The organism is Pleomorphovibrio marinus, assembly GCF_003347495.1.
Lineage (GTDB): Bacteria > Bacteroidota > Bacteroidia > Cytophagales > Cyclobacteriaceae > Pleomorphovibrio > Pleomorphovibrio marinus.
In genome coordinates this window covers 1-26,089 of record NZ_QCXY01000017.1, presented here as the reverse complement: position 1 = coordinate 26,089, position 26,089 = coordinate 1, and the positions used below count along the sequence as shown (strand labels likewise).

The 26,089-nt window shown below is 42.0% G+C and carries 22 protein-coding genes and 1 tRNA gene; 11 read left to right on the top strand and 12 right to left on the bottom strand.

Annotation, left to right across the window (positions count from 1 at the left end):
* Positions 1-160: 160 nt before the first annotated feature.
* On the bottom strand, positions 161-3,565 hold the full coding sequence (locus tag DB520_RS25500) for a DUF1080 domain-containing protein (protein WP_114752617.1): 3,405 nt from the start codon (positions 3,563-3,565) through the stop codon (positions 161-163).
* A gap of 21 nt (positions 3,566-3,586) precedes the next feature.
* A complete protein-coding gene (locus DB520_RS25495) occupies positions 3,587-4,843 on the bottom strand; it encodes a Gfo/Idh/MocA family oxidoreductase (protein WP_114752636.1) in 1,257 nt (418 codons plus the stop codon).
* A 205-nt stretch (positions 4,844-5,048) separates the two neighbouring features.
* On the opposite strand from DB520_RS25495, the gene DB520_RS25490 reads away from it, so the two are divergent.
* Complete coding sequence (locus DB520_RS25490; RefSeq protein ID WP_114752616.1) at positions 5,049-5,276, top strand: hypothetical protein; 228 nt, start codon at positions 5,049-5,051, stop codon at positions 5,274-5,276.
* 153 nt (positions 5,277-5,429) lie between these two features.
* Complete coding sequence (locus tag DB520_RS25485) at positions 5,430-5,684, top strand: DUF7218 family protein (RefSeq protein WP_114752615.1); 255 nt, start codon at positions 5,430-5,432, stop codon at positions 5,682-5,684.
* 51 nt (positions 5,685-5,735) lie between these two features.
* On the opposite strand, the gene DB520_RS25480 is transcribed toward DB520_RS25485, so the two are convergent.
* The 3 genes from DB520_RS25480 to DB520_RS25470 are packed head-to-tail and all read right to left on the bottom strand — an operon-like array spanning position 5,736 to position 10,327.
* Positions 5,736-8,261, bottom strand: a complete 2,526-nt coding sequence (locus tag DB520_RS25480; RefSeq protein WP_114752614.1) for an ATP-binding protein — start codon at positions 8,259-8,261, stop codon at positions 5,736-5,738.
* Between the two features lie 29 nt (positions 8,262-8,290).
* Positions 8,291-8,923: a hypothetical protein gene (locus tag DB520_RS25475; protein WP_114752613.1), complete on the bottom strand. Its 633-nt coding sequence runs from the start codon at positions 8,921-8,923 to the stop codon at positions 8,291-8,293.
* Positions 8,924-8,959: 36 nt separating this feature from the next.
* Positions 8,960-10,327 (bottom strand): cystathionine beta-synthase, encoded by a 1,368-nt coding sequence (locus DB520_RS25470; protein WP_114752612.1) that lies wholly within the window; start codon positions 10,325-10,327, stop codon positions 8,960-8,962.
* Between the two features lie 246 nt (positions 10,328-10,573).
* On the opposite strand from DB520_RS25470, the gene DB520_RS25465 reads away from it, so the two are divergent.
* Positions 10,574-10,867 carry a Bor family protein gene (locus tag DB520_RS25465; RefSeq protein ID WP_114752611.1) on the top strand — a complete coding sequence of 98 codons (294 nt, stop codon included), beginning with the start codon at positions 10,574-10,576 and terminating at the stop codon, positions 10,865-10,867.
* Positions 10,868-11,100: 233 nt separating this feature from the next.
* Here the strand turns inward: DB520_RS25465 and DB520_RS25455 are convergent, their stop codons facing one another.
* From DB520_RS25455 to DB520_RS25440, 4 genes are read right to left on the bottom strand one after another with little or no spacing between them, the layout of a single operon-like run.
* Complete coding sequence (locus tag DB520_RS25455) at positions 11,101-12,024, bottom strand: aspartate carbamoyltransferase catalytic subunit (protein ID WP_114752609.1); 924 nt, start codon at positions 12,022-12,024, stop codon at positions 11,101-11,103.
* Position 12,025: 1 nt separating this feature from the next.
* A complete protein-coding gene (gene pyrR / locus DB520_RS25450; protein WP_114752608.1) occupies positions 12,026-12,577 on the bottom strand; it encodes a bifunctional pyr operon transcriptional regulator/uracil phosphoribosyltransferase PyrR in 552 nt (183 codons plus the stop codon).
* A gap of 60 nt (positions 12,578-12,637) precedes the next feature.
* A complete protein-coding gene (locus tag DB520_RS25445; protein ID WP_198675459.1) occupies positions 12,638-14,230 on the bottom strand; it encodes a transcriptional regulator in 1,593 nt (530 codons plus the stop codon).
* On the bottom strand, positions 14,208-14,636 hold the full coding sequence (locus DB520_RS25440) for an EVE domain-containing protein (RefSeq protein WP_114752607.1): 429 nt from the start codon (positions 14,634-14,636) through the stop codon (positions 14,208-14,210). Before DB520_RS25440 ends, DB520_RS25445 begins: the two co-directional genes overlap by 23 nt.
* A 201-nt stretch (positions 14,637-14,837) precedes the next feature.
* Between DB520_RS25440 and polX the strand changes: the two genes are divergently transcribed.
* The 5 genes from polX to DB520_RS25415 all read left to right on the top strand — a co-directional run bounded on the left by polX (position 14,838) and on the right by DB520_RS25415 (position 20,156).
* A complete protein-coding gene (gene polX, locus DB520_RS25435) occupies positions 14,838-16,538 on the top strand; it encodes a DNA polymerase/3'-5' exonuclease PolX (RefSeq protein ID WP_114752634.1) in 1,701 nt (566 codons plus the stop codon).
* Positions 16,535-16,822: a hypothetical protein gene (locus DB520_RS25430; protein ID WP_114752606.1), complete on the top strand. Its 288-nt coding sequence runs from the start codon at positions 16,535-16,537 to the stop codon at positions 16,820-16,822. Before polX ends, DB520_RS25430 begins: the two co-directional genes overlap by 4 nt.
* Before the next feature lies 1 nt (position 16,823).
* Positions 16,824-17,489 carry a YiiX/YebB-like N1pC/P60 family cysteine hydrolase gene (locus DB520_RS25425; RefSeq protein ID WP_114752605.1) on the top strand — a complete coding sequence of 222 codons (666 nt, stop codon included), beginning with the start codon at positions 16,824-16,826 and terminating at the stop codon, positions 17,487-17,489.
* A gap of 69 nt (positions 17,490-17,558) precedes the next feature.
* On the top strand, positions 17,559-18,500 hold the full coding sequence (locus DB520_RS25420; RefSeq protein ID WP_114752604.1) for a sugar phosphate isomerase/epimerase family protein: 942 nt from the start codon (positions 17,559-17,561) through the stop codon (positions 18,498-18,500).
* 165 nt (positions 18,501-18,665) lie between these two features.
* On the top strand, positions 18,666-20,156 hold the full coding sequence (locus DB520_RS25415) for an NAD(P)H-hydrate dehydratase (protein WP_114752633.1): 1,491 nt from the start codon (positions 18,666-18,668) through the stop codon (positions 20,154-20,156).
* On the opposite strand, the gene DB520_RS25410 is transcribed toward DB520_RS25415, so the two are convergent.
* On the bottom strand, positions 20,153-20,605 hold the full coding sequence (locus tag DB520_RS25410; RefSeq protein ID WP_114752603.1) for a hypothetical protein: 453 nt from the start codon (positions 20,603-20,605) through the stop codon (positions 20,153-20,155). The genes DB520_RS25415 and DB520_RS25410 overlap by 4 nt on opposite strands.
* 74 nt (positions 20,606-20,679) lie before the next feature.
* Positions 20,680-22,131, bottom strand: coding sequence for an asparagine--tRNA ligase (gene asnS, locus DB520_RS25405; RefSeq protein WP_114752602.1), 1,452 nt, complete (start codon positions 22,129-22,131; stop codon positions 20,680-20,682).
* Between the two features lie 201 nt (positions 22,132-22,332).
* Here asnS and rpoN point away from each other — a divergent pair, with 201 nt between their 5' ends.
* Both rpoN and DB520_RS25395 read left to right on the top strand, forming a co-directional pair.
* Positions 22,333-23,787: an RNA polymerase factor sigma-54 gene (gene rpoN / locus DB520_RS25400; RefSeq protein ID WP_114752601.1), complete on the top strand. Its 1,455-nt coding sequence runs from the start codon at positions 22,333-22,335 to the stop codon at positions 23,785-23,787.
* Entirely contained in the window at positions 23,787-24,410 is a 624-nt protein-coding gene (locus DB520_RS25395) for a PA-phosphatase (protein ID WP_114752600.1), read from the top strand. The genes rpoN and DB520_RS25395 overlap by 1 nt, the downstream gene beginning before the upstream one ends.
* Here DB520_RS25395 and DB520_RS25390 read toward each other — a convergent pair.
* Positions 24,407-25,141 (bottom strand): porin family protein, encoded by a 735-nt coding sequence (locus tag DB520_RS25390; protein ID WP_114752599.1) that lies wholly within the window; start codon positions 25,139-25,141, stop codon positions 24,407-24,409. The genes DB520_RS25395 and DB520_RS25390 overlap by 4 nt on opposite strands.
* A gap of 181 nt (positions 25,142-25,322) precedes the next feature.
* On the opposite strand from DB520_RS25390, the gene DB520_RS25385 reads away from it, so the two are divergent.
* Positions 25,323-25,396: transfer RNA gene (locus tag DB520_RS25385), tRNA-Arg, on the top strand.
* The last annotated feature ends 693 nt before the right edge of the window (positions 25,397-26,089 follow it).

The window sequence follows — 26,089 nt, the reverse complement described above, 5'->3', positions numbered from 1 at the left end:
TTTGAATTTAGGTTTTAATTGCTAATTTTGTTCTATTATGGTAGTTAAATAATAGTTGGTTTAGTTTTCAAATTTAAAAAGCAGGAGAGGTTCTCCTGCTTTTTACGTTTAATAGCCTGAATCCAATTGGCCTACCTAATAAAATTCAAAAATTGAGTAATCATTTGCTTAAATCCAAAATGCGGATATTACGAAAATATACGATATCTCCGTGCCCCAAAAATCCGATGTGCCCCTTTTCCCGGGATAAACCAGGGTGATCTCTACCATCCAAAGTCCCGTTTTCCCTAGCTTCGCTAATGTCCACATCCAAAATCAAATTTCCGTTTAATTCCACCTGTATATTGTCTCCTTCTACTCTTACCTCTTGGTAATTCCATTCTCCTACTGGCTTAAGGTGGCCCCGTTGGGCAGCAGCCACACCGTAGAGAGAGCCATGAAACTGATAGTCCTTCAGATTCTTGTAAATATCCGCTGTATCATCTAAAATCTGAAGTTCCATTCCGGCATACGCCGCATCTCCCTCCTTTGGGGCCCTAATGCCTAAGCCATTGTTGGCTCCTGGAGTAAGTTTAAATTCAAATCTAAACAGAAAATCTCTGTATTCTTCCTTGGTATATAGGTTGCCATTGCCTCCTCTATCCGGATAGATGGCCATGACACCATCCTCGATGATGTAGTCAGTGGTATTTCCCATCCAATTCTCCATGGATTTCCCATCAAATAACACCTCAAACCCTTCTTCCTCTTCTTCTGCACTTAGCTCAAAGGTTGGTGACTGCTCCAGTTCCCTGATGTAGACATCCCTGTAAGCCACATGGGTACCGTGTGCTTGAAGTTCAATTTGCTCAGAAGGAAAAAGTGGGCTTGATCTATCCCAATAGTTTTCTAGGGGGACTTCATCCACTACCTGTTCTCCATTTAGGTATACTGTTACCTTCTCACCCACCATTTTGATATGAAAAGTGTTCCAATCGCCCACAGGATGATCCGCCACTAAAACAGGCTCGCTGGGGTGGGTTTCATTATTATAAAGTCCACCAGAACCCACTTCTGCTCCTACCTCTGTCCTGGCGGTATCCCAGATTTGCACCTGGGGAGTACCCCTTAGGTATATTCCTGCATCGCCGTTGGGGGTGATTTTCCAATCTATCATCAATTCAAAATCTCCATATTTCCTTTCCGTGCCGATGTTGTCTCCCTTGCCAGTAAAAATCAAAAGTCCATCTTGCACTTTCCATCCTTCCATCATTTTTTCATTGGCCTTAGTTTGTTCTTTGGCAAAGGTGGAAGAGGACATTTTTTCCCTGTCTATGGGATTTGAAAACACCCCTTGCCACCCATCAAGAGTTTCTCCGTCAAATAGTGGGTAAAAGCCCCTGCCTTCTGGCATTTCGTCGAGGAATTTTTGGAGAGATGTTTTGTAATATTGGCTGTCCTGACCACTAATCACATCTTTGGTTTTAGAAACCAATTTTTTTACGGTATCCCCATACAAGTCCTGTCTTTCTGAAATAATATTCATTACTGCCCTAGCTGCTGCTTGCTCCAGGTCCGGGTCATCTAAATAGTTCCCCGCTGCCACCAAGGCCTGGAAAATTGGGTATTGGCCTAATTGTAGCAAGGCTTTGTTTTTTGTTTCACTTTGATAAGTCAAGGCCATGGCTTTTCTTAGGTATATCACCTTGCTTTCGTCCTTGAGCTCCATTTCAGGAGTCTGCCGGATTAGCCCTTGAACGGCGTTTTCCCTATGTTCTGGTTGCCTTGCCCCTCTGGCCAAATCCAGTAATAGAAATGCAGCGTCAGCATCTTTTGCCTTACTCAATGCCTCAATTGCAGCCAATTTTTGTGCATTATTACCTTTACTATATATAGCCATCAACTGTGTGAATGCTACTTTTCCTCCTGTTTGTCCCAGAATATCATAGAGGTAGGTTTGTTTCTCCTTCTCTAGATCGGGTAATGTCTGGTCAACCCATAATGCCTGTGCTTTTTCGTCTCCTAATCTGAGTGTTGCGTTCACAAGTGCTTCACCAAGCATGGAGAGATGTTCCTGCTTATTGCTGTTTTTTAGCAGTGCAATCAATGCTGATCGATGTTCAGGGTTTACCATTGGGGGAAGAGCAGTAATTGCAGCTTTCTGAAGATCCCCTGTCTCTTTTTCTGCCAAAGCCAATACGGTTTCCACTTGGTCCGAGGCAGCCCTAGTGGCCAAAACATCGAGTAACATTATTTTGCCTTTATCGTTATCCAATTCATCGATCTTTTGAGCCACTTTTGTAGTAACATCCTCTCCAGGCATGGTTTTTAACCCCCTTTCCAGTACTATTAAGACATCTTCTTCTGCTTGGTTCACTAGGTTAAGCAGGTCTTCCAAAACCTTGCTTCCCCCCACTTTTACGATGCTTTCTATGGTGGCCAGTACTATGGTTGGGTTTTCATGGTAAAGCAAGGGCTTTAAGGTTGAAATTACCTGCTGCCCCTGTAATTGCCCCGTCATCTCTATGATGGAAACTTTTGCTTCGAGTTCTGCTTTTTGGAGTGTTTGCTCCCATTCTTTCCAATCTTTCTCTGGGTCGTTTTCCAAGGCCAAGCGAAGGGCAGCACCTCTGTACTTGGAGTCAGTGGAAAGCGCAGCCTGATGGATTAATTTTTTTGCAAGCTTCGGGTTAAGTTTGTTTAGTAATCGGAGAGCTCCAGCCCTGGTATGGCTTTGGTGCGTAGCGGAGGCTTGTTTGTGAAGTTTTTTGGCTAATTTTCCGGCTTTCTTCTTTTCGCCTTTTTCTGCAAGGTTGGCTATGTAAGTTAAGTAACTGGAAGTGGCATTTGTGGCCTCATAGGTGAAATCCGCGTTTTTGGCGGCTTTGCCCAATTCCTTGGCACTGGAAGGAGAGGCAATTTGACTTAATGCATAGAGAGCTACTTTCCGCTTCTGGGAATCCGAGTGGTTTAAGTATGGCTCTATATCCTCCAGAGCATCCATGCTTTTCATGTCACCGAGAGCCTCAATAAAATGTTTGATATGGTCAGGGTTTTCTGAGCTATTGAGTGCCAGTATCAAGGCCTGTTCTGCAGATTTGGATCCTATGTTGTCCAATACCCTGGCAGCAGTACCAGCAAGCTCATCATGGTGAAGGAAGGATTCCAGAAAGGGAGTAGCATCCTCTTTGCCAAGCCACTGAAGTTGCCGGATGAGAAACGCCTTGCCCTCTACATAATCTAAGTTGTCCAAGGCTTTACCGAAAGCCTGAACGGTCATTCTAGCCAAATCAGAATTGTCTGGATCGCTTGCATGGAATGCAAATCCAGATAGGGCATATTCCAGCTTCTCATTGTCCCCTCCTTCGGTAAGCATTAGGGCCATTTCCGTAATTCCTTCCCTGCCCAATGCGGCCATTTGAGCCATATTGGTTTCCTGGCTATTTTTGTCTTGAGCCGGAAATCTGTTGAGCAGGTCAGCAATTTTGGTGGCTTGGGTTCTGCTGTCGTTGTTACTTTGAGCAAATCCCAAATGAAAGCCAAGACAAAATAAAAATGTTATGTTTAGTATGGTTATCCTTCTCATTAGATGTTTTTTTTGGTATTCTTACAGCGTATAGGGAGCTCTCATGGGCTGATTGATCAGCCTGTTGGCAGCATCATCATCTATGAATTCCTGTGTTTTAGGATTGAAATTCAGATCTCTACCCAGCCGCAAGGCAATTAGCCCCATGTTTACCATAGTGCAGGAACGATGGCCATTTGACTCATTAAGTGCAAATTTTCTCCTCGATTTAACTGCCTCCACAAAGTCGGTTACCTGTGGGGTAGGATCCGGGAATTGGGCAAGTTTTCTTTCAAAATCCGGGATATCGGATACGAACCCCCTGTAAAGGTTGCCATCGGGGCCAGAAATATAGGGTGCCTCTTGAGTCCCTTCTCCATCTAGGATAATTTGACAGCCATCTTCATAAGTATAGGTGATCTTTCTCCAGGTACCTACAGCATCATGGTGTTGCTGGGGTGCATCTATCTCTACTTTTATGGGGCTAGTATCATCCTTTCCGAGAAAATACTGAATGGGATCCATGTAGTGTTGCCCCATGTCCCCTAATCCACCTCCGTCATAATCCCAATACCCTCTGAAGGTGCCATGCACTCTGTGCTCATGATAGGGTTTATGCGGAGCCGGGCCCAACCAACGCTCATAGTTCAGTTCTTTTGGTACTTGCATTTTAGCAAGATTAGTTCGCCCCACCCAGTAAAATTTCCAATCAAACCCAGTGAGTTTACCTACAGTGACCTTGAGAGGCCACCCTAGCATTCCTGACTGTACCAGTTTTTTTATATTTTTCACCTCCGTGTTCATTCCATAAAAATTGGCATCAAAGCGGAACCATGTGTTTAAGCGGAAAATATTACCATGTGTCTTAACCGCCTCTACCACTTTTTTCCCTTCGCCTATAGTCCTTGTCATGGGTTTTTCGCACCATATGTCCTTTCCCTGTCGGGCGGCATCCACCGCCATGATGCCATGCCAGTGAGGAGGAGTTGCAATATGGACAATGTCCACGTCAGGAAGTTGTATCAGTTCCCTGTAGTCATCAAAGGATTTAACGCCACTGCCAAGTACCTCAAGGGATTTTTGGATATGTCGGGTATCTACATCGCATATGGCTACGGTTTTGGTTCCGGCGTATTTGAAGTGGCCTCTTCCCATTCCTCCCACACCAATAATACCTTTTGTTAGGTGGTCACTAGGTGCTAAGTAGCCCATGCCCAATACATGTCTTGGGACAATAGCCACGGTACCCATAGCCAAAATGGAGCTTTTTATGAATTTTCTTCGTGAGTTCCTGATCATATTTGGATTAATCTGTTTTCGCCTTTTTTGATTTTCTTTGCTACTCGGAATTTCTTCCATTTTATACTGCAAAAAATAAGGTTGATCGTTTTTTGGGTGAATATATTCTATCAGTCAAGGAATACCAAATCATTTGGGATTAAAGGTTGCCAATTCATAGTGGTTTTGGAACGATTTATGTTTTAGTTAAGTAAAAATATTGATTATGGTAAAGGCAAAGAACAACATCCCAGAGGAAGAAAACGAGAAGCTCGATGATAACGCTTTCAAAAGAGCACAAGAAGATGCCAGAGATGGTAAAGCCTCCACTGAATCGGACAAAAAAAAGAAAAAAGCAAACCCTAGCCAAAAGGCCAAAGACGAATTGTTCAGGGGTAACCAATCCGAAAGAGAATGGAGTAGTGAAAGTGACGAATACAGAAGGAAGTCGTAGCAATTTATTAATACCTGTGATGAAATCGAGTATGACGAAGACGACTCGTAAAGGGATGATTATTGAACTTGCGAGATTCCCTTGAAATAAGTTCCCCGAATCGAGATCGGGGCTGGCAGGGGCAGGCTATGACAGCTAAAAAAACATATACAGATGAAGAAAAACACAAGGGCAAGCATAAAAAACGAGTCCCAATACGAAGCCTTGAGAGATCAGGGATATAGCAAAGAAAAGTCTGCCAGAATAGCCAATGCGGACAGTAAGGAAGCTGGTCGAAAAGGTGGAAAAGCCTCACCTTATGAAGATTGGTCCAAGGAAAAACTCTACCAAAAAGCCAAAGAGATAGGCATTGAAGGAAGATCCAAGATGAAAAAGAGTGAGCTGATAGCCAATTTACGGAATCATTAATTTAGCAGTTGGCTCCAAAGTAGGTTTTTTTTGTAAGCATAAATTCCATCATTACTGTGCAAGTAATCCCTCGTAATCCTTGGCCATTTTGTCTAATACCTTGTGCACCATTTCAGTGAGCTGCCAAACTTTATCATGGACACTTTCAATTCGGTTCTGTTTTATTTCCTCCTCTATGGATCTTGCTATATTACTAGCTGATATCTTTAGCTGGGCAAGTCTGGAACTTAGCTGGTGGGCGATGGACTTTACCGTATCATAGTCTTGTTCATCCATTGCCTTGTTGATTTTCAACAGGTCTAAACAGGTATGGGAGTAAAAGTCACTTATGATCTCATGAAGGATGGTTTCATCTCCCATGCAAAAGCGATTTAATTCGGAAAGATCATAAAAAGGACTTTCTTTTCCAATTAGGGGCTCCATGAGGCTAAATGAGGACTCTACGGATGTCAACTTTATTAATTTAACAATTTCCATCAGCAGGTCTTTTTCTTTAAAGGGTTTTAAAACCAGTCCATCAAAGCCTGCTTCTTCCAGCTTTTCCTTGTCCTTGGCAAATACATTTGCCGTCAAGGCGATAGCAGGTATATTATTAAGCTTTGAATTTTTTCTAATGAGCTTTATTGCATCGAAACCACTTACTTCTGGCATTTGAATATCCAATAGGGCCAAGTCAAATTCATCCTGATCTGTTAATTTTTCCCTTAGCTCTATTCCTCCTAATAAAGGTGTAACCTTGGCCCCTAAGTTGGTCAAAAGAAAGTGGATAAACTTCAACCCTATAGGGTCGTCGTCGACAAGTAAAACATGCAGGCCTTTTAGAGAAAATTGGCTTTCTGAAATATCTGAACAAACAAGGCCGGGATCAGTGATTTCAGTTGGGAGTTTTACAGTAAATACACTACCTTTTTCCTGTTCACTTTTAAACTCGATTTCCCCCCCTTGCAAGTCTACCAATTTTTTTACAATTGCCAAACCTAGCCCTGTGCCCCCGAATTTTCTTGTGATGCTGTCGTCCCCTTGTTGAAATGCCGAAAAAAGTTTTTTCTTCGTTTCTTCGTTCATCCCCATACCAGAGTCTTCCACCTGGATGGTAAGAAAGTCTTTATTGTTTTCAATGGAAATGTTCACCGCACCTTTTTCTGTGAACTTGATGGCATTGGAAAGCAGGTTGTTCAGAATTTGTTTGATTCTGAGTTGGTCTCCAATAAGCCACTTGTTTTTAGTAAGGTTCAATTTCAGGTTAATATTTAAGCCCTTTTCGAATGCTTTTTGGTCAAAAAGCCGCTTTATTTTCAGGAAGAGTTTGTAGGGATCGAAAGGGGCACGTTCTATTTTTATCTTTCCAGCCTCTAGTTTAGAGAAATCCAAAATGTCATTTACGATTCCAATAAGGGTTTCTGAAGAGAAGCCAATCATAGAAACGAACTCCTTTTGTTTAGGGTCAAGTGAGGTTTTCCGCAAAGCATCGCTGTAACCTTGAATGACATGAAGGGGGTTTCTAATTTCGTGACTCATGTTGGCTAAGAAATCTTGTTTAGCTTTTGCTAGGTTGTCAGATCGCTTTTTTGCCTCCCTAAGTTTGGATTGGTAGCTTTCGGTTTGGTTGATTTCCCTAACGATGGTATAAATAAAACCGAATGCCCCAAAAATGCCAATAAGGGTCAATATTCCCAATAAGGTGGAAAACCGGCTGGCCAGTGCGTAAGCAGCATCGTTTTCATTTTCGGATTCTTCAACGGCCTCATCTTGAAGTGCTGTAATGATTTGCTGTATATTAATAATAAGCTCCTTGTTTTTACTAGTGAGGTCAAACTCCATGGCAGCCAGTTTAGACCTCAGGTACCTTTCTTCAGTGTTAATTTCCAGCACGATGTTTCTGATGGCGTAAAGTATGGAGTCGGATGAGGATGTTTTTTCAGGGCTACTTTCGTCTTTTCGGTTGATATTGATTCTCATGAGGTTCATCAATTCGGCCATTTGTTGTTTGTCACCCCCCTGTAAAAGTGGTTTGTTGCCTTGACTTTTGTTGATGGAATCATTCGGAGAGAGTTTTTGCTTTAGGTTATGAGGCTGATTGGCACCCGCTCTCATTTTACCTAGATTTTGGAGTTTCCCCAGTTCTTCTTTTCTGCGAATTTTTCGTTCTATGTTATTCAAGGCCTCCTTGCTAAAATTTCTCTTCATCAAGGTTTGCTTAACTTCTTCAAGGCCATTATAAACTTCCATGAGCTGGGTTACATCGTAGCCTATGCTCTCAATTTTCGCTTTTTCGCCTGGATCCTTGGCTTTGGTCTTGAGTGAGGCAATTCTGTGATGAATTTTAGAAATATAATCCACCTGATCGTCTGTATTGGCATCAGCGTATTCCGTATTGACATATCTGGCCTTGTCCAATTGATAAACATCTGCCAAAAGATAATTCAGTTCTCTAAGTTTCTCGTTGGGAACCGAAAGGGATTCCACTGACCCAAGCAGATTGTTAACGTTGATGTATGTGACCGAACTCACCCCAATTATCAGTAAAACGGCCAAAATAAACCCTATGATAACTTTTATTCTGGTATTGAATCTCATTAATCGATATGTATTAGACCTTGAAATGCTTATTCCTTAAGAACCACCCCTTTTGAAATTTTTTCAAAAACGATATAAATGGCATAATAGGTAAGGGGAAGAGTGATAGCCAACCCCACCAAAAATACCAATGCCCCTGCTAAGTTAAGCAAAGCCAGTGACAATCCAAACATAAAGAACTTCAACCAATTACGATGAACCAACTTTCTACTAAACTCAAGGGAACTCCAAAAATCCAGACCAAAAAATATAGCCGCAAGCATGGCAAACATGTAAGAAACCATTAGATAGATTCCAGGCAGTACCAATGCAAACAACCCTATAGCGACCAATACTTGGCTAACCAACCAAACCAGGACCAAGGGAATGTAATATTGAAACCCTTTAAAAAAATCAGGATATTCCAGGGTTTCTTCCTGAGAAATTTTGTTGGCAGCCAAGAAAAAACCTGCAAGCAGGGGGCCAGCCAGAAAAAGAGTGAAAACCAAAAGAAAATCAGGGATATATAATACAAATAAAAATTGTACAGATAGTATAAATAGAGCATATCCCATAGAGAAACCTGGGTATTGTTTAAACATTTCCCATGATATTTTCAGTGTTTCCCCTATTTTAAAGTCCTGCTTCTGTTCAATGAGCAGGTTTAGCTTTTCTTTGTTCATAAAATAAATGTAGTGAAGGAGTGTAGGAGCAAGGAGTTATCGGGTCATTGCAGCCAAGATGTCGTGTTTGGTAATAATGTGGATCTGGTGGTTTTCGTCCCTCACCAGTACCGCCTTTTCCTTGTCAACCATGCTGGATAAAACATCCAGTGTACTATCCATTGCTACGAATTTCATGCTGTCTTCCATAACATCAGCTACCTCGGAATCCTTTAAATTGGGGTTTTCTATGATTTTGTGGAGTAATTTGTTGTCCGTAACGCTGCCGATAACTTGACCATTTTCCACTACAGGAATTTGGGATACACTTTTGCCATTCATCAAGGCAATTGCCTCGTTTACTTTGGAGTCTTTTTTCACTACCACTAATTCATAAAGGCCTTGTCGGGAGGAAATTATGTCCCGGGCTGTACCGAAACTCTTGTCCTCTAAAAAACCATGGTTGCGCATCCAATCGTCATTATATACCTTGCCTAAATAGCGGGTGCCATGATCGGGAAGCAAAATAACCATTAGATCCCCCTCTTTTAAATTCACCTTGGCATACTCAAGTGCACCATGCACAGCAGACCCACAAGACCAGCCTACAAAAAGTCCCTCTTCTCTCGACAGCCTTCTTGTCATCACAGCGGCATCCTTGTCCGTTACTTTTTCAAAGTGGTCAATCATGTCGAAATCCACGTTTTTAGGGAGTATGTCCTCACCTATACCCTCCGTTAGGTAGGGGTAAATTTCATCCTCATCAAAGATTCCTGTTTCTTTGTATTTCTTGAATACAGATCCATAGGTGTCTATTCCTACAGCAACCACTTTGTTATTTTTTTCTTTCAGAAACCTAGAGGTTCCTGTCATAGTACCACCAGTACCTACCCCCGCAGCGAAGTGTGTGATTTTGCCTCCGGTATCTCTCCAAATCTCGGGACCGGTGGTTTCATAATGGGCTTTCCAGTTTGATAGGTTGTCGTATTGATTGGGGTAAAAGGAATTGGGAATGTCTTGGTTCAACTTTTTGGCTACTGAATAATAAGACCTCGGGTCATCAGGGGCCACATTTGTGGGGCATACGATGACCTCAGCTCCCACAGCTTTTAGGATGTCAATTTTTTCCTTGGATTGTTTGTCAGCCATCGTAAAGATGCACTTATAGCCTTTAGAAATTGCTGCCAAGGCCAGACCCATTCCGGTATTTCCACTTGTCCCTTCTATGATGGTGCCCCCAGGCTTAATGGCACCCTCTTTCTCCGCATCCTCCAGCATTTTTATTGCCATCCTGTCTTTTACGGAGTTACCGGGGTTGAAATATTCAACCTTTACCAAGACATCGCCTTTAATCCCTCGATTTAGCCTGTTAAGTCTAATCAGTGGAGTATTTCCTATCGTTTCAATGATGGAGTCGTAAATCATTAATGTTTCAGCTTTCGTGCGCAAATATTTCTTGCAATTTAAACATTTAGGCCTAAACTAAGCCTATTTTTTATTGGGTTTGGTTAAGAAGATGCTAATTCATATGTCAGGAATAATCATTCAAATGCCCTTAAAATTTAAAAACGACCTACCTTCAGGAAAAGGTGCCTGTTTAGGGTGTTTTTGTTGGGGATATTTGATTAACTTTGGGGAAAATCAAGATTAATCTTAACCTTTTAAAAGATCATGAGAAAAACGATATTGAATCTCGCATTAGCACTTTTAATCTTGGCAGGAACCAGTTCTTGTTATACTTATACCTGGACGGTAGGGGATGGCCCTCAAACGGGTCTTGAGACCAAGAAAATGAATCATTATTTGATCTACGGGTTGGCACCTATTGCCATTTCTGATGTTAATGAGATGGCTGGAAATGCCACAGATTATGAAGTGACTATTCAGCATACCTTTATTGACGGTTTGATAAATGCCATCACTTTTGGCATCTATTCTCCTACCACTACCATTGTAAAAAGATAATAGGGGAGGTGTTGGCAAAGAAAATCACCTTTTATATAGCCCTTGTTCTTTCGATCGTAGCTCTCTATAAACTATATCCTCTTTTGGGGGACTATGATCAGTTGGCTTCCTATGGAAAAGGGTATTTTTGGGGGAATTTGGTTTTGCTTCTGTTAGGTCTTTTGACCATGGTTTTCACCTATTCTTCCGCCTTCTCTTCTAATGAAAAAAAAGCCCGGTAAAGCCGGGTTTTTTTATTTTGTTCCTGCCAGCAAATACAGCACCGCCATCCTAATGGCTACGCCATTTTCTACCTGGTGTAAGATGATGGAATGTTCGGAATCCGCAACGTCGGAATTCAATTCTACCCCTCGATTTATTGGCCCCGGGTGCATGATCACGATGCTTTTACCCAGCTGATCCAATAGTTGTTTGTTGATTCCGTAATAAAGTGAATATTCTCGGAGGGAGGGAAAATATTTGATTTGTTGCCTTTCTAGTTGAATCCGCAGCACGTTGGCAACATCACACCATTGCAAGGCCTTTTTTACATCCAGTTCCACTTTAACCCCCAAACTGGAGATATGTTTGGGCAAGAGGGTGATGGGGCCACAAACCATTACTTCTGCCCCAAGCTTTTGTAAGCAAAAAATATTGGAAAGGGCTACTCTTGAGTGGAGGATATCGCCGATAATGGCCACTTTTTTTCCTGCCACCTCCCCCAGTTTTTCGCGGATGCTGTAGGCGTCCAATAGTGCTTGAGTGGGGTGTTCGTGAGTCCCGTCGCCTGCATTGATAATATTCGCGTTGATGTGCCGGGATAGGAAATGGGGTGCTCCCGGACTGCTGTGCCGCATCACCACCATATCCACTTTCATGGCCAGTATGTTATTGACAGTGTCCACCAGGGTTTCTCCTTTTTTAACAGAGCTATTGCTGGAGGAGAAGTTGATGGTATCTGCGGAAAGCCTTTTTTCGGCTAGTTCAAAAGATAATCGTGTGCGGGTGGAGTTTTCAAAAAAGATATTTGCAATCGTGATATCCCTGAGCGAAGGGACCTTTTTTATGGGTCTGTTAAGTACATCTTTGAAATTATCTGCTGTTTCAAAGATTGTCTCTATATCTTTAGGATTGATGTCTTTTATACCCAGTAAGTGCCTTACGCTAAATGCTTGCATATTAATTTTTCAATGACTTTTCTGTTATCCAAATGGAGTCTTCCAAATAATCCTGAGATTTCCACTCCACACTCACATACTGGCTCTCCAGGGTATTTACTTGCCTACCGAAATAATCCGGTTTAATGGGGAAATCCCTCGTGTACTTGCGGTCTATTAATACCATAAGCTCTACCTTTTGGGGCCTGCCAAAAGCGATCATTGCATCCATTGCCGCCCTTACCGATCTGCCCTTGTAAAGAACATCATCCACTAACACCACCTTTTTGTTCTCAATCAAAAAATCGATCTTAGTCTCATTGGCCCTGAGTGGAAGATCCCTTCTTCTGAAATCATCTCTGTGAAAAGTGGCATCTAAATAACCATGAAGTACTGTTTTTGAGGTGATTTCCTTTAACCTGTCAATCAGCCTATCTAATACCAAGGAACCCCTGGGCTGCAGCCCAAGAAGGACCGTATTCTCAAAGTCATCGTGATTTTCTATAAGTTGATAACAAAACCTACTTATGGTGATGCCGATCTGGGTTTGGTCTAAAACTAGTCTTTTCTGCATGGCGAAAACTTGAGCACAAATATATAAAAACATTTACTCACATGCCTGCCAATACTGTGATCATATAAGGTCCTCCACCTTTATTTTAGTAAAAAAATTAACGTCTTTCACTCTTTCTCTACCCTCCTCGTTTTGATACCTGATTTTTTGCTTTCCTGTGAGCAAATAATATTCATCGTGCCACCACATAAGGTGTAAACTGGATTCCTTAGTATCCTTGATCCTTTCGTTTTCATTGACCAGCTCGATTTCAAATGGCTCGTTTTCAATCACCAATTCACCGTTTTTAAATTGGCTGAGCATGATTTGTGGGCCATCTAGATAGGCGTAGAATAGGTTGCTGCCATCAAAACTCACCTCCCCAAACTTATTCGGGTCTTGTTTGCTCATATTATTGAGAGAAAGGGAGTTGTCCCAAATAATCTTACCTTCCATATCCAACAACATAAACTGGGCGGATAGAAACTTGTAATGATGCGTCATTTGAGTGTTTCTGAATCTTGGATCCATCCACATGGGATTGTAAATGTGACCAAATCCACCCATCATCATGGGGTTCATCCTATAGAAGTTGCTTGCATACATGCCATCTCTGGGGATATATCTGGAGGATGAGGAGATAAAATGGTCATTATAAACCAAAAATGCACCTCCAAGATCTGTAACCTCCCTTGTCACCACCACATTTCTTATAGGCGTGTTTTTGCCCTTTTCCATGTCTTTTTCCAGGGTTTTTAGCCTTCTCTCACGTGTCTTTTCCGGCAGATAATTGTAAAAATTCTCGAAATCAGAGACAGTATAAAAATTGTTTTTGTACTCCCCGAATTCATTTATTTTAGTAAAATAAATACCTTGGTAGGCCTCTTTTTTCCTCAGCCCGAAAGGCCCTATCAAAGCCTGTTTATAATCATAGGAAGAAGTTAAAAGTCCCTCCACGATCTCCATAGAGGGGTCATCCAAATCGTCAATTTTTACCTCCCTAAGCTTGTTGCCTGTCACATCATAAGTTAATATGGTGACTATTTTTTTCTTGTACATGTCCCGTCTGCTCATCAAAACATCAAAAACATTGAGCTCGGGGTCTTTTCTCATTTGCAAGACCTTTGCATCTTTTTCAAATACGCCCGGGACAGTCGCTACTCCTTTACTTTTCATGTCTAAAATCTGGATGACAGGCCTATACTCGAAGGTGCCCATAAAAACTGCTTTCTTGTTAAAGACAAGAAAGTCTTGGAGTTCCAAGTTTAATACACTGCTTAGCGTAGTCTGATCAATCTCCCTAGTTTCCAGATTAATCTCCAGAATGTGCCTCTCGCTGTTATATACCGGCCCTTTTTGAAAAAGAACATAGAGGTATTCCTTATCCAGGTCAAAACCAAGAAGCTCATAGTTTTCCTTCAACCCAAACTCCATGAGGTCTCCCTGGTTGAGCTGAAAGTCTGTGACCACATACTGAAAAACATTTTTACGGTTTTGTTCTTTGTGGTTTACGACTCGGAAAGCTACCAATCCATTTTCTGTAGGTAGCACGATAAAGTCATCATCAAACCATTGAGTCTCCACCTCCATCCTCTGGGTAAATTGCACCTGGCTTAGGGCTATACCGAATGTGGCTAAAAACCAGAATAAGCTAAAGCAACTCAGTTTTTTCATCTTTTAGGTAGTTTAACAACCAATCGGCATGATGCCTTTCGACAGGCATTACCGAGAGCCTTGGCTGCTTGATAAGAAGTAGGTTTTCAAGTGCAGGTAAGGATTTTATGGATTTCAGGCTGAGTGTGTTGGGGAAGTGACAGTAATATGCAATTTCGGTGGCAAGCCATCCGTCACTTCCATCTGCACTTGGGTCAGGAAAGGCTGTTTTTGAAACGGTAGCCATTCCCACAATTGATTTTTGTTTTCCACTATGATAAACAAAAATTCTATCCCCTAAATTCATTTTATCCAGATAATTTCGGGCCTGGAAATTCCGTACTCCATCCCAGATATCCCGTTTTTTTACCCTCAAGTCCTCCAATGAATAGGATTTCGGTTCAGTTTTAATTAGCCAATAGTTCATTTAGTGGTTATCAGGTTTCTTAACAACGCAATATTCAGGGATTTAGGGTGTGGTATTCCAGTAAATATCGGCACCTGCACCTAGGGAGTGTTGTTTCCCTCTAGATCCCCTGTTTGCCATCCATAAGATAGCTTATATCATTTTATTTTGAAACAAATATTATGGACATTTGTGTTTTATTCATTACAACCCCCAATTATTTTGGATAACAAGCAAATCACCAAAACCCTTAAATTGACCATTCAACTCATGGAACTCCATGAAGAGAATGTCTTTAAAATAAGAAGTTACCAAAGTGCAGTGAACACCATAGAAAGGGAGTCTCCCCAATTATCCGAATTGGGCTTTTCTGCTCTTCAGGAAATAAATGGAATAGGTAAAAGTATCGCAACTGTAATCCAGGAGCTGCTTTCCACAGGTTCACATTCCCTTTTGGAAGAGCTGTTGGAAAACACTCCGGAGGGAATACTGGAGGTACTTCAGATCAAAGGGCTGGGCCCAAAAAAAATCAAAATTTTGTGGAAGGAACTTGGGATCACCTCCACCCATGAGTTGATGGAAGCCTGTCAGGCAGGAAAAGTAGCAGAACTCAAGGGGTTTGGAGAAAAAACCCAGGAGAGTATCATTACAGCATTGGAGTTCATGGATGCCAATTTGGGCAAGTACCTTTATGCAGAGGTAGACGAGCCTACGAACCAACTTCTTACCCAACTAAAGGAAAACTTCGGAGATGCTAAAGTCAGTGTAGTAGGGGATTTTGGCCGGACATTGGAGATCATAGAATTTCTTGAAATAGTAGTGGCCACTGACAATGCAGAACAAGGTCATAAAAAAATAGATGGGTTGTCCATATTAGAAAAAGAACTAAAAAATTCCAGTCCTTTCCGCTGGGGTGGGTTCCTTAATGGAGCTATACCTGTCGTAATCTGGTTGGTGGGAGAAGAGGGTTTTCACCAACAATGTTTACTTAGAACTGCCTCTAAAGGCCATCTCTTAACCCTTGTGGATGAAACCCGTACCTGGTTGGATGTGGTACGGTCTGAAAAATTCGCATCGGAAGAGGAGGCGTATGCCACGGTAGGCAGCCGCTTTATTCCTGCAGAACTTAGGGAAGGCCATTTTGAATGGGAAATGGCGAAGGAAGGTAATTTGCCAAAGCTTTTGGAGGTGGAGGATTTAAAAGGGCCCCTGCACAATCATTCTACCTATAGCGATGGAAGGCATACCCTTAGGGAAATGGCTGAATATTGTAGGGAGCAGGGCTTTTCCTATTTGGGAATGGCGGATCATAGCCAGTCGGCATTTTATGCAAATGGACTGAACGAAGAAAGGGTAAAGAAGCAATTAAAGGAAATAGAGGAGCTGAATTCAGAAATGGCCCCATTTAAAATCTTTAGGGGCATCGAAAGCGATATCCTGATGGACGGTAGCCTGGATTATCCCAACCAGGTGCTCCAAACCTTTGACTATGTGGTGGCCTCTGTTCATTCTGGCCTGGGAATGGATGTGAAAAAGGCTACTGCCAGGCTGCTGAAAGCCATTCAAAATCCCTATACTACAATTCTTGGTCATCCCACAGGACGCTTATTGCTAAGGAGAGAAGGTTACCCTATTGACCATAAGGCTATAATAGATGCCTGTGCCAAATACGAAGTGGTTATAGAAATTAACGCTAACCCATGGAGGCTGGACTTGGATTGGAGGTGGGTACATTATGCCATGGATAAAGGAGTAATGCTATCCATCAACCCGGATGCCCATGAAACTGGCGGGTTTGCAGATATGAAATATGGTGTACTGGTAGGCAGAAAGGGAGGCTTGACCAAAGAGATGACTCTGAATACCAAAACCTTGGAAGAACTTACTGCATATTTTGAAAAAATGAAAAAGAAAAACGTATGAAGTGGGTAGATATTTCCGACGAGAAAATACTTTCCAGAACTTTTTACTTGGGAATCCTGGGTATTATATGTGCTGTGATTCCCTTGATGGCTCTTTACTATGATCCAGGCATATCTTCAAGGATCAATTTGCTAACAGGTGTGGGTATAGGTGCTCAATTACTTTCCCTTAGTATGGCTGTCCTTTTGGTAAGGCGAAGGAAAGTGGCCAAGGAGCATAATGAAAAGGCAAAAAGGATGATTTTGGTTCTTGCAGTTTCCCTATTGTTTTTCTTTTTGGTTTGACATGAAAATTAGCTGCTCTGCAATAGTTTGTTATTGGGTGTTGGTCGCTTGTTTTTCTTGCAGGCCTGTTTCCTCCGGATTCGATTGGAAGGAAGGGGATATTCTTTTTCAGGATGGAGATTGTGGGGATTTTTGTGAGGCGATAAGAAAGGTTACGGACGGTTACCAAGGCAGGGACTTTTCACATAACGGATTATTAGTAAAGAAAGAGGGAAAATGGATGGTCTTGGAAGCGGTTTCAGAGGGGGTGAAACTTACTCCTCTTGAAACTTTTCTGGAGAGAGACCTCAATGAGGAGGGTAAGTCCAATGTAGTAGTGGGTCGTTTAAAGCACAAATATCGATCACTGATACCTGATGCCATTCAAGTAGGGAAGTCCCTAATTGGCAAACCCTATGATCATAAATTTGATTTCTTTAATGATGCCTACTATTGCACAGAACTCATACATGTGGCCTTCATGAAGGCCAATTTGGGTCATCCTGTTTTTGAGGTAAGCCCAATGACTTTTAAGGATCCCGCCACCGGTAATACTTTTTCAGTGTGGGAAGCTTATTTCGAAGATTTGGGGATTCCTATCCCAGAGGGTGAGCCTGGATTAAATCCAGGTGGCATGTCCCTGGATCCAGCCTTAGAAATCGTCTATGATTTTACGAAAACGGAGTAATATCCATTCTATCCAGTAAGCGGGCTTAGGGAAATTTGGTATATTGCTGTTTAAACAAACGAACCTGAAATGAACCGAAGAGATGCTTGCAAACACGTAGCCTTATTCTCTGGGGCCTTAGTGTCCAATCCTATTTTATCTTTGGGAGCCACTTTGGCTCCTTCGAAGCAGCAAGGCCCACAGCCCTTTTACCTGTTTACCAAAGTTTTACAATGGTTGCCATTGGAAGATGTTCCTAAGGCTGTCCAAGAAATGGGGTTTTCAGGAATAGATTTGCCGGTAAGGGAAAATGGTTTTTTTGATATACAAGACATCTCTTCCAAACTTCCGGCACTGAAAAGGGAAAGTGATAAATTAAAATTAAATACTCCCATACTCACCACAAATATGAACGTAAACCGAATGGGTGAAATGGAAGAGTTTCTTAAGACAATTTCAGGTGAGGGAATCCGCCACTACAGAATGGGGTATTTGAATTTTCAGACGAAGGACATTCTTGCGGACCTTGAGAAATACAATGGGCAATTAAAAAAGGCTGCCGAACTTCATGAAAAATATGATGTGACAGGGCATTATCAAAACCATGCAGGTGCTAGGATTGGGGGTTCGGTATGGGAAGTTCATCAAATGCTAAAAGGAATTAACCCTGACCATATTGGTATACAGTTTGACCTCAGGCATGCTACTGTAGAGGGGTATAAGTCCTTTGAAAATGTCTTTCACTTAGTAAAGGACAAGATTAGGAGTTTTGACCTTAAGGATTTCGTGTGGGGTAATCCTCAAGGTAAAGGGGATCAACCCATAAATGTTCCTTTAGGAGAGGGAAATGTAAAGTTCAGCTTGTTGAAAGAACATCCCCGATGGGAGGATCAAGCACTACCAAAAATCCTACACGTGGAATATGACCTTGGGGGAGCGGAACATGGCCATAAAGAACCCACTATTCCCCCGCAGCAAATTGTGTCTGCCATTTCTAAGGATGTTGAAGTATATGCTAAAATTTTTGCCTGAGGGTAGGTATGTCCAGGTTTCTGCTTAATTTTTTTGCTAAATTTTATCCATAAATCGAAAATGGCTAATTAAACCTTTGTTAATGCGGAATTAGGTTTGGGTATTCAGTTTCCCAAAACGGCTTTTGGGATGCTTTTTGTGGACTGTTACCAAACACTTATTCGTATGCAAAGAATAATCTCTGGAAAGCAAGTTAAGAAAATTGACCAAGCCTATATTTCGCATGCCCAAATCACCTCAACCCAGTTGATGGAAAGGGCAGCAAAAGCGTTTTATCAATGGTTTTGCAGCACTTTTGAAAGGGAAAAAGCGGTGGGCATTTACGTTGGCACTGGAAACAACGGGGGTGATGGTTTAGCCATAGCCAGGCTTTTGCACGAAAGTGGGTATAAGGTGAAGGTGATTTTTTGTGGGGACTTGAATAAGGCTTCAGAGGATTTCTCCATAAATAAAAACCTTTTACCAGAATCAGTGGGCTTTTTTCCTTTTGATGCAGCGAATCCCCCTATTCCAGAAGAAGAAATCATTGTGGATGCAGTCTTTGGAGTAGGCATCAACCGGCCCCTTGAGGGAGAATATTTGGATTTGATAAATCATATGAACCAGGTTAGGGCCCATAGGGTAAGTGTGGATATGCCTTCAGGACTACCTGCGGATGAACTTTTGGAAGGGGCAGCTTTTGAAGCAGACTATACCGTTTCTTTTCAGTTTCCAAAATTCTCACTTTTACTTCCTGAGCATGCCAAATACACAGGCACATTAGTGGTAAAGGATATAGGGATAGATATGGGGTTCTTTGATGAACAGGAATCCAATAGATTTTGGGTAGGCTCTCCGAAGGTAGGAGCTCTACACAGGAAATTCCATGCCTTCAGTCATAAGGGCGATTTTGGAAAGGTGCTGTTGGTGGGTGGGAGTTATGGTAAAATTGGAGCTATATTGCTGTCCACCAAGGCCGCTTTGAGAACTGGGTCTGGTTTGGTGTCAACCTTTTGCCCTAGCTGCGGAGTTGAAATCATCCAATCTGGAGTTCCCGAGGCAATGGTGATTCCAGGAAAAGGGGAAAAGGAGTTGGCTCCCCCGTTGGATATTTCAGCCTTTGATGCTGTGGGAGTAGGGCCTGGTATGGGGCAAGCAGAATCGTCGGCCATATTACTCAAGGAGCTGTTGGAAAGTGCTAAAGTGCCAATGGTCTTGGATGCCGATGCCTTGAATATACTTGCCACCCACAAGGATTGGTACGGGTTTTTAGAAGGACACATATTGACCCCACACTTAAAGGAATTCGAAAGATTGGCGGGTGTTTGTGAAAATCAAATCCAGCGATTGGCTTTGGCCCGTGACTTTGCCATAAAGCACCAATGTGTCTTGGTGCTTAAAGGTGCACATACATGTACTAATCTTCCTAATGGAGATCAATATTTCAACAGTTCAGGAACTCCATACCTTGGGACTGGTGGAACAGGGGATGTATTGACAGGGGTGATTACCTCATTTTTGGGTCAAGGCTATTCTCCAGAAAATGCAGCCATAACGGGTATTTTTCACCATGGTCTTGCTGGTAACATTGCGGCAAAGGAAAAATTGCGAGGTATGTTGGCCTCTGATGTAATAGAAGCCATACCTCAGACCTATCTAGATCTAGGTTTGGGTTAATGCGGCCATGGTTGGGTAATTCTGTCCCTGATATAGTTTTTATAGGAGTTACCCAAGCAGTAGACTCCTGCCCCCAATAAAAGGGTGATATGGAAAAGCCCATTGTTGTATATCCCGAGAAAAGTATTCAGGGCACTCCAGAAGGAGTCCGAATGTAATACATTATCCTTAACCCAAGTTAGTGAAAAAAGCAACCTGAGAAAAATGGATATTAAGGCTAAAACCCCTCCGATCATCCCGTAGATAGGGTTTTTATAGTGGATCAACAACCCAATTGCGGCAATGGTCTCAATTGCTGCCACAAATACCGCCCAGAAAATATTGAAGTCCATCTCGCCAATCAGTTTCATTTTGGTAAAACCGCCAAAGAGGAGAAGGCATGCGAGTGATACCCTGATAATGTGCCCACCTATTGCTTCTGTTTTCAGAAATTTCAAAAACTTGTCCATATACTAACAATTTAGAAATTTTTTGTGTGTAGGACAAAAAGAAGGCCACAAATTTAATTTTGTGGCCATTATTGTTAGAACTCTGCGTTACCGGGTGTACGTGGAAAAGGGATAACATCCCTGATATTGCCCATTCCTGTCACAAATTGCACCAACCGCTCAAAACCCAGCCCAAAACCTGCATGTGGGGTGGTGCCAAACTTTCTGGTGTCCAGGTACCACCACATTTCCTCCCTACTGATGCCAAGTTCCTTCATCCTGTCCACGAGGAGGTCCAATCTTTCTTCCCTTTGCGAACCACCTACAATTTCTCCTATGCCGGGGAAAAGGATGTCCATGGCCGCCACGGTTTTTCCATCTTCATTTTGCCGCATATAAAAAGATTTGATGGCTTTGGGATAATCAAAAAGGATCACCGGCTTCTTAAAATGTTTTTCCACCAAATACCTTTCATGCTCGGATTGAAGATCAGTCCCCCAATCGGTGATGGGGAAGGTAAATTTTTTCTTTTTATTTGGCTTGGAATCTCTTAATATATCCAGGGCTTCGGTATAGGAAACTCTTACGAACTTGTTTTCTGTGACAAATTGGAGCCTTTCTAGCAGCCCCATTTCACTCCTGAGTTCTGCTTTTTTGGCTTTTTCCTCCTCTGCTGCTCTCTTGTCCAAAAACTCCAAGTCTTCCTTGGAATGCTCTAAGGCAAATGAAATGATGTATTGAAGAAACTCCTCAGCGAGGTTTTGATTGTCCTCTGCATCGTAGAAGGCCATCTCAGGCTCTATCATCCAAAATTCGGCCAGGTGCCTGGTGGTATTGGAATTTTCTGCCCGGAACGTGGGGCCAAATGTATAGATTTCAGATAGGGCTAATGCCGCCAGTTCTCCTTCCAGTTGGCCGGAGACCGTCAAATTGGTTTCCCTTTCAAAGAAATCCTGGCCAAAATCTATTTGACCACTATCCGTTTTGGGTGGGTTTTTTAAGTCCAGCATAGTGACCCTGAAGGTCTCACCGGCTCCTTCAGCATCCGAAGCAGTGATGATGGGAGTGTGGATTAAAAAAAAGCCCTTCTTGTGAAAATATTCATGAACAGCAAATGCCAGGTTATGCCGAACCCGGAAGATTGCCGCGAAGGTATTTGTACGCATTCTTAGGTGAGCATTTTCCCGTAGGAACTCCATGGAATGTTTTTTTGGCTGTATGGGGTATTTCTCAGCATCGGACTCCCCGAGAACCTGTATTTCTTCTGCCAATAGTTCTGTGGCCTGCCCACTTCCTTGTGAAGCCACTACCTTTCCCAAGGCTCTTATGCAAGCACCGGTGTTGATTTTTCTAAGCGTTTCTTCAGGGATTGTGTTTGGGTCAGCTACAATTTGGTAATTCTGAATGCATGACCCATCATTTAAGGCGATGAAGCTTACATGTTTGTTGCTTCTTTTAGTACGTACCCAGCCCATTAAGGTGGCAGATGTTTGTGCTGCCCCTTGCTCAATTAAGTCCTTAATTTTTATCCTTTTGTTGAATGCCATTTCCGAAAATTTACGCACGAATGAGAAATCCTGTCCTGCTTAGGCTAACCCTGGTAAAAACAGAATGCAAAAAAACGATATAATAAGCTTTTTATCAAAATTTTGATCTTATTTCCTAAATTTGAAAATCCATTTGGCTAAAGATGGGCTTTGCCAACAATTAATATTCACTACCTAACATTTTATGCCCTGTAAGATTATATGCAAAAACTGAATTTAAACCAGATACTGTCTCAGAAGCTTTCCCCTCAGCAAATCCAGTTTATTAAGTTGCTGCAGGTGCCAACTGCGGAACTGGAAACCAGGATTGAGGAGGAGTTGGAGATCAATCCTGCTCTAGAGGAGGGTAGGGAGGAAGAACCGGATACCAATACGGACGAATATCAGGACAGTATGGATACCGGTGAGACAAAGGAAGATAAGGACATCAACATAGAGGAATACCTAAATGATGAATATGGAGGCTATAAGATGCAAGGGGACGGCAACTATTCCACTGATGAGGAGGATAGGGAAATCCCCATATCAAGCGGAGTGTCCCTGCATGAGCAATTGGTCTCCCAGCTCAATTTCCTTAAACTGGATGATAGGCAGAAAATCATTGGCAAACAACTTATCGGAAGTATCGAAAGTGATGGTTACATCCGCAGGGATCTCGAAGCTATAGTCAATGACTTGGCATTTAGCCAGAATATGGAAACCGACCTTGATGAACTGGAGGAGATACTGGTGAAAATACAATCTTTTGACCCTCCTGGCATAGCCGCCAGAAACCTTCAGGAATGTCTCATTATTCAATTAGAAAGGAAGGAGGACCACCACGAGCCAATGGTCCAACAAGCAATTTTTGTCATTCAGCATTGCTTTGAGGAGTTTATCAAAAAGCATTATGACAAAATCCAAAAGAAATGCCATATAGACGAAGATGTGCTGAAGGAGGTGGTGCATTTGATCACACGGCTCAATCCCAAACCAGGAGGGGTTTCGGATGGGATGATAAGGACACAATATATACTGCCGGATTTTATCCTTCAGAATATCAATGGTAAATTTGAGATTTCCCTAAACTCTAAAAACGCCCCTGAATTAAGGGTAAGCAGGTCCTATTCCGAGATGTTTAGTGCCTATGACAAAAGCGACAAAAAGGATAAAAAACTTAAGGAAACGGTTTCCTTTGTGAAACAAAAACTGGATGCGGCCAAGTGGTTTATTGATGCCATAAAGCAGCGCCAGCAAACTTTGCTTAAAACCATGCAGGCAATCCTGGATTTTCAATATGAGTTTTTCCTAGATGGGGATGAAACTAAATTGAGACCCATGATCCTAAAAGACATTGCCGAGAAAATTGACATGGACATTTCTACCGTATCCAGGGTCGCCAATAGCAAATCCATTCAGACGGAATTTGGAATATTCCCTCTCAAATACTTCTTTTCAGAAGGAATATCCACAGATGGGGGAGAAGACGTTTCCAATCGTGAGGTAAAAAGTGTACTTGGTAAACTGGTGGAGAATGAAGACAAGAAGAAACCCCTTTCCGATGATAAGTTAGTGAAGCTGCTTAATCAAAAAGGATATAACATCGCCAGAAGAACTGTGGCTAAATATAGGGAACAGCTGCAGATTCCTGTGGCAAGATTAAGAAAAGAATTGTAGTGAATAAAAAACTAGCAGAGGCATTATCAGTGGTTTTGCAGCCATTGATAGTGCCTACCTTTATTACCGCCATATTGTTTTATTTAACCCCTGAGGCCACCAGTGTACCAAAGAGTGCTAAGTGGAGCTTGTTACTCCTTGTCATGCTCACGACCTTTTTGGTGCCAATGATCAGTATTATAGGGATGAAGTGGACCTCATCCATCAAAAGTTTTCGCATGCCTGATAAAAAGGAAAGGATAATGCCCTTTACCATCATATCCTCTTTTTATCTGATGACAGCACTTTTTTTTCACCATAAGCTTAACGTGGATTTCCTGCTGGTGGGAACCATGGCAATTATTGCCCTATGTGTTATTGTGCTTACAGTTATCACGGTTTTTTGGAAAATCAGCGCCCACCTTACTGGGCTAGCCGGTATGCTTGCCATCATAGTGGTGCTTTCCATAAAGTTTGACTTTAACTCCTTAATCTATCCTATGATCGCAACTATCATGGCTTGCGGGGCGTTGGCAACTGCCCGGCTCTCTTTAGAGGCGCATAAACCTTCTGAAATATACGGAGGGTTCTTTTTCGGATTCACTTTTTGTTTCCTTGGCTACTACTATATTTTACTTATTTAAAAAAGGGCCACGGAAACCCCGAAATTAAATTGTGTTGTTTCTGTGCCGAATGGCCCTTGGCCTTCCCTGAAAACCCCATTTAAACCGTAATAGGACCAAACGTTAAACCCTGGAAATCCTAGCCGAGTATAAATGCCGTATCGTATGGGACTTAAACCGTAATCTTGCCTGTTTTTCACCTTCTGGTTAAGCCCTTCTGAGTCGGTAACTTCTATCTTGGTGTGCGCGCTGTAAAGAAACCCCACTTTGGCACCTACAGCCACCCTAAATCCCCGGTTATAGTTTTCCCTGTTCAAATGGTACCTGAACTCTATCGGTATATCGACGTAGTTCAATGCCATTGTGTTGCTTTCCACAAGTATATTGTCTCCAAACACATCGGTAATAGGAACTATTTGACTGGAATTTGGACCTATTTCAGGGTTGTGGACCAAGGTCTGGTTATCTTGGAAGGCCAACTTTTCCAATCCCAATCCTATTCCGGGATTAAAGGTAACTCCGGTTGCTTCCCCTAAATCTATACTGGTTTGGTAGTAAACGTTAAAAACCCTGGAGGCAAAAAAGCGTGTATTCAAATCCTCGGGTCGGTTATTCAAAAAGTTGAACCCAAAGTCTAAAAAAAGATCTCCTTTTATATTGGGTCTACCTCCAATAGGAGTTCTTTCCTTTTCCTGTGCAATAGCACTCCAACTTAAGGCACACAATAGTATTATAAGAGTAAGCTTGTTCATAAAAGAAATGGCGATTGAATTTTCAAGGTGCTAAATTAGGAAATCTTACCTGATTCCATGAGCTAAATCTCTTAATTATTCTTAATAGAAATTTAAAGCAGGAATAAATTGCGATAGTGACGGCAGGAAGGTCTTTGTAAATATTGGTTTTATCCCTACATTTGCAATCCCATAGGATTTTGGCCTCGTAGCTCAACTGAATAGAGCACCTGATTACGGCTCAGGAGGTTTCAGGTTTGAATCCTGACGAGGTCACATTTTTCACTTTCTAAGAAAGTAATTTAAAGCTCAATAGAATAGGGCATCCCAATATCCCAATAAGGGTAGCGAATATTTCAAAGGCTGTCCTTTATCAGGACATGGATCAGCAGGGTAACATCGTACCGCTTTTGTATTTACCTTCCATGGTAGTTGTTGAGCAATTTGGGGTTCGTTTTGGCACCAGCGTACGTGATTAATAGAATACAAAACTCAGGATTGTAATACCGGTAATCCTCCGCGTTTACTTTTCCCCGAAGGACATTGGCGATTAAACCAAACACTCCGTGGTGAAAAGAAACTTAGGAACAAAGAAAAATCTTTTATATCTGGGAACCATTTGCCAGACTAATTTGGTTTACTATTTCGCCTATACAGAAAAGTCTCTTAGGCTTGTAACCATGGACACATGGTTATTAATATTGAAAAAGCATTACCCTTCTTGTCCAATGCTGTTGAATTGTTTGGTTTTTAGGAAAACTTCTTAATATTCCAATAAACAGTTATATGGTGAGTTCAATAAGTGTAAATGGGTAATTAGTGGAGAAGTTGAAAATTATTCCCTTGAAATTCAGGGGTTACAAAAAAAGTTAGGTTTCTCTTCTTGCCAACTGGGAAAAAGTTTGCACCTTTGTGATCCCAAACGGGGGAAACGGAATTAGGGCTTGGGTTTTACGAGGACAAAAATCG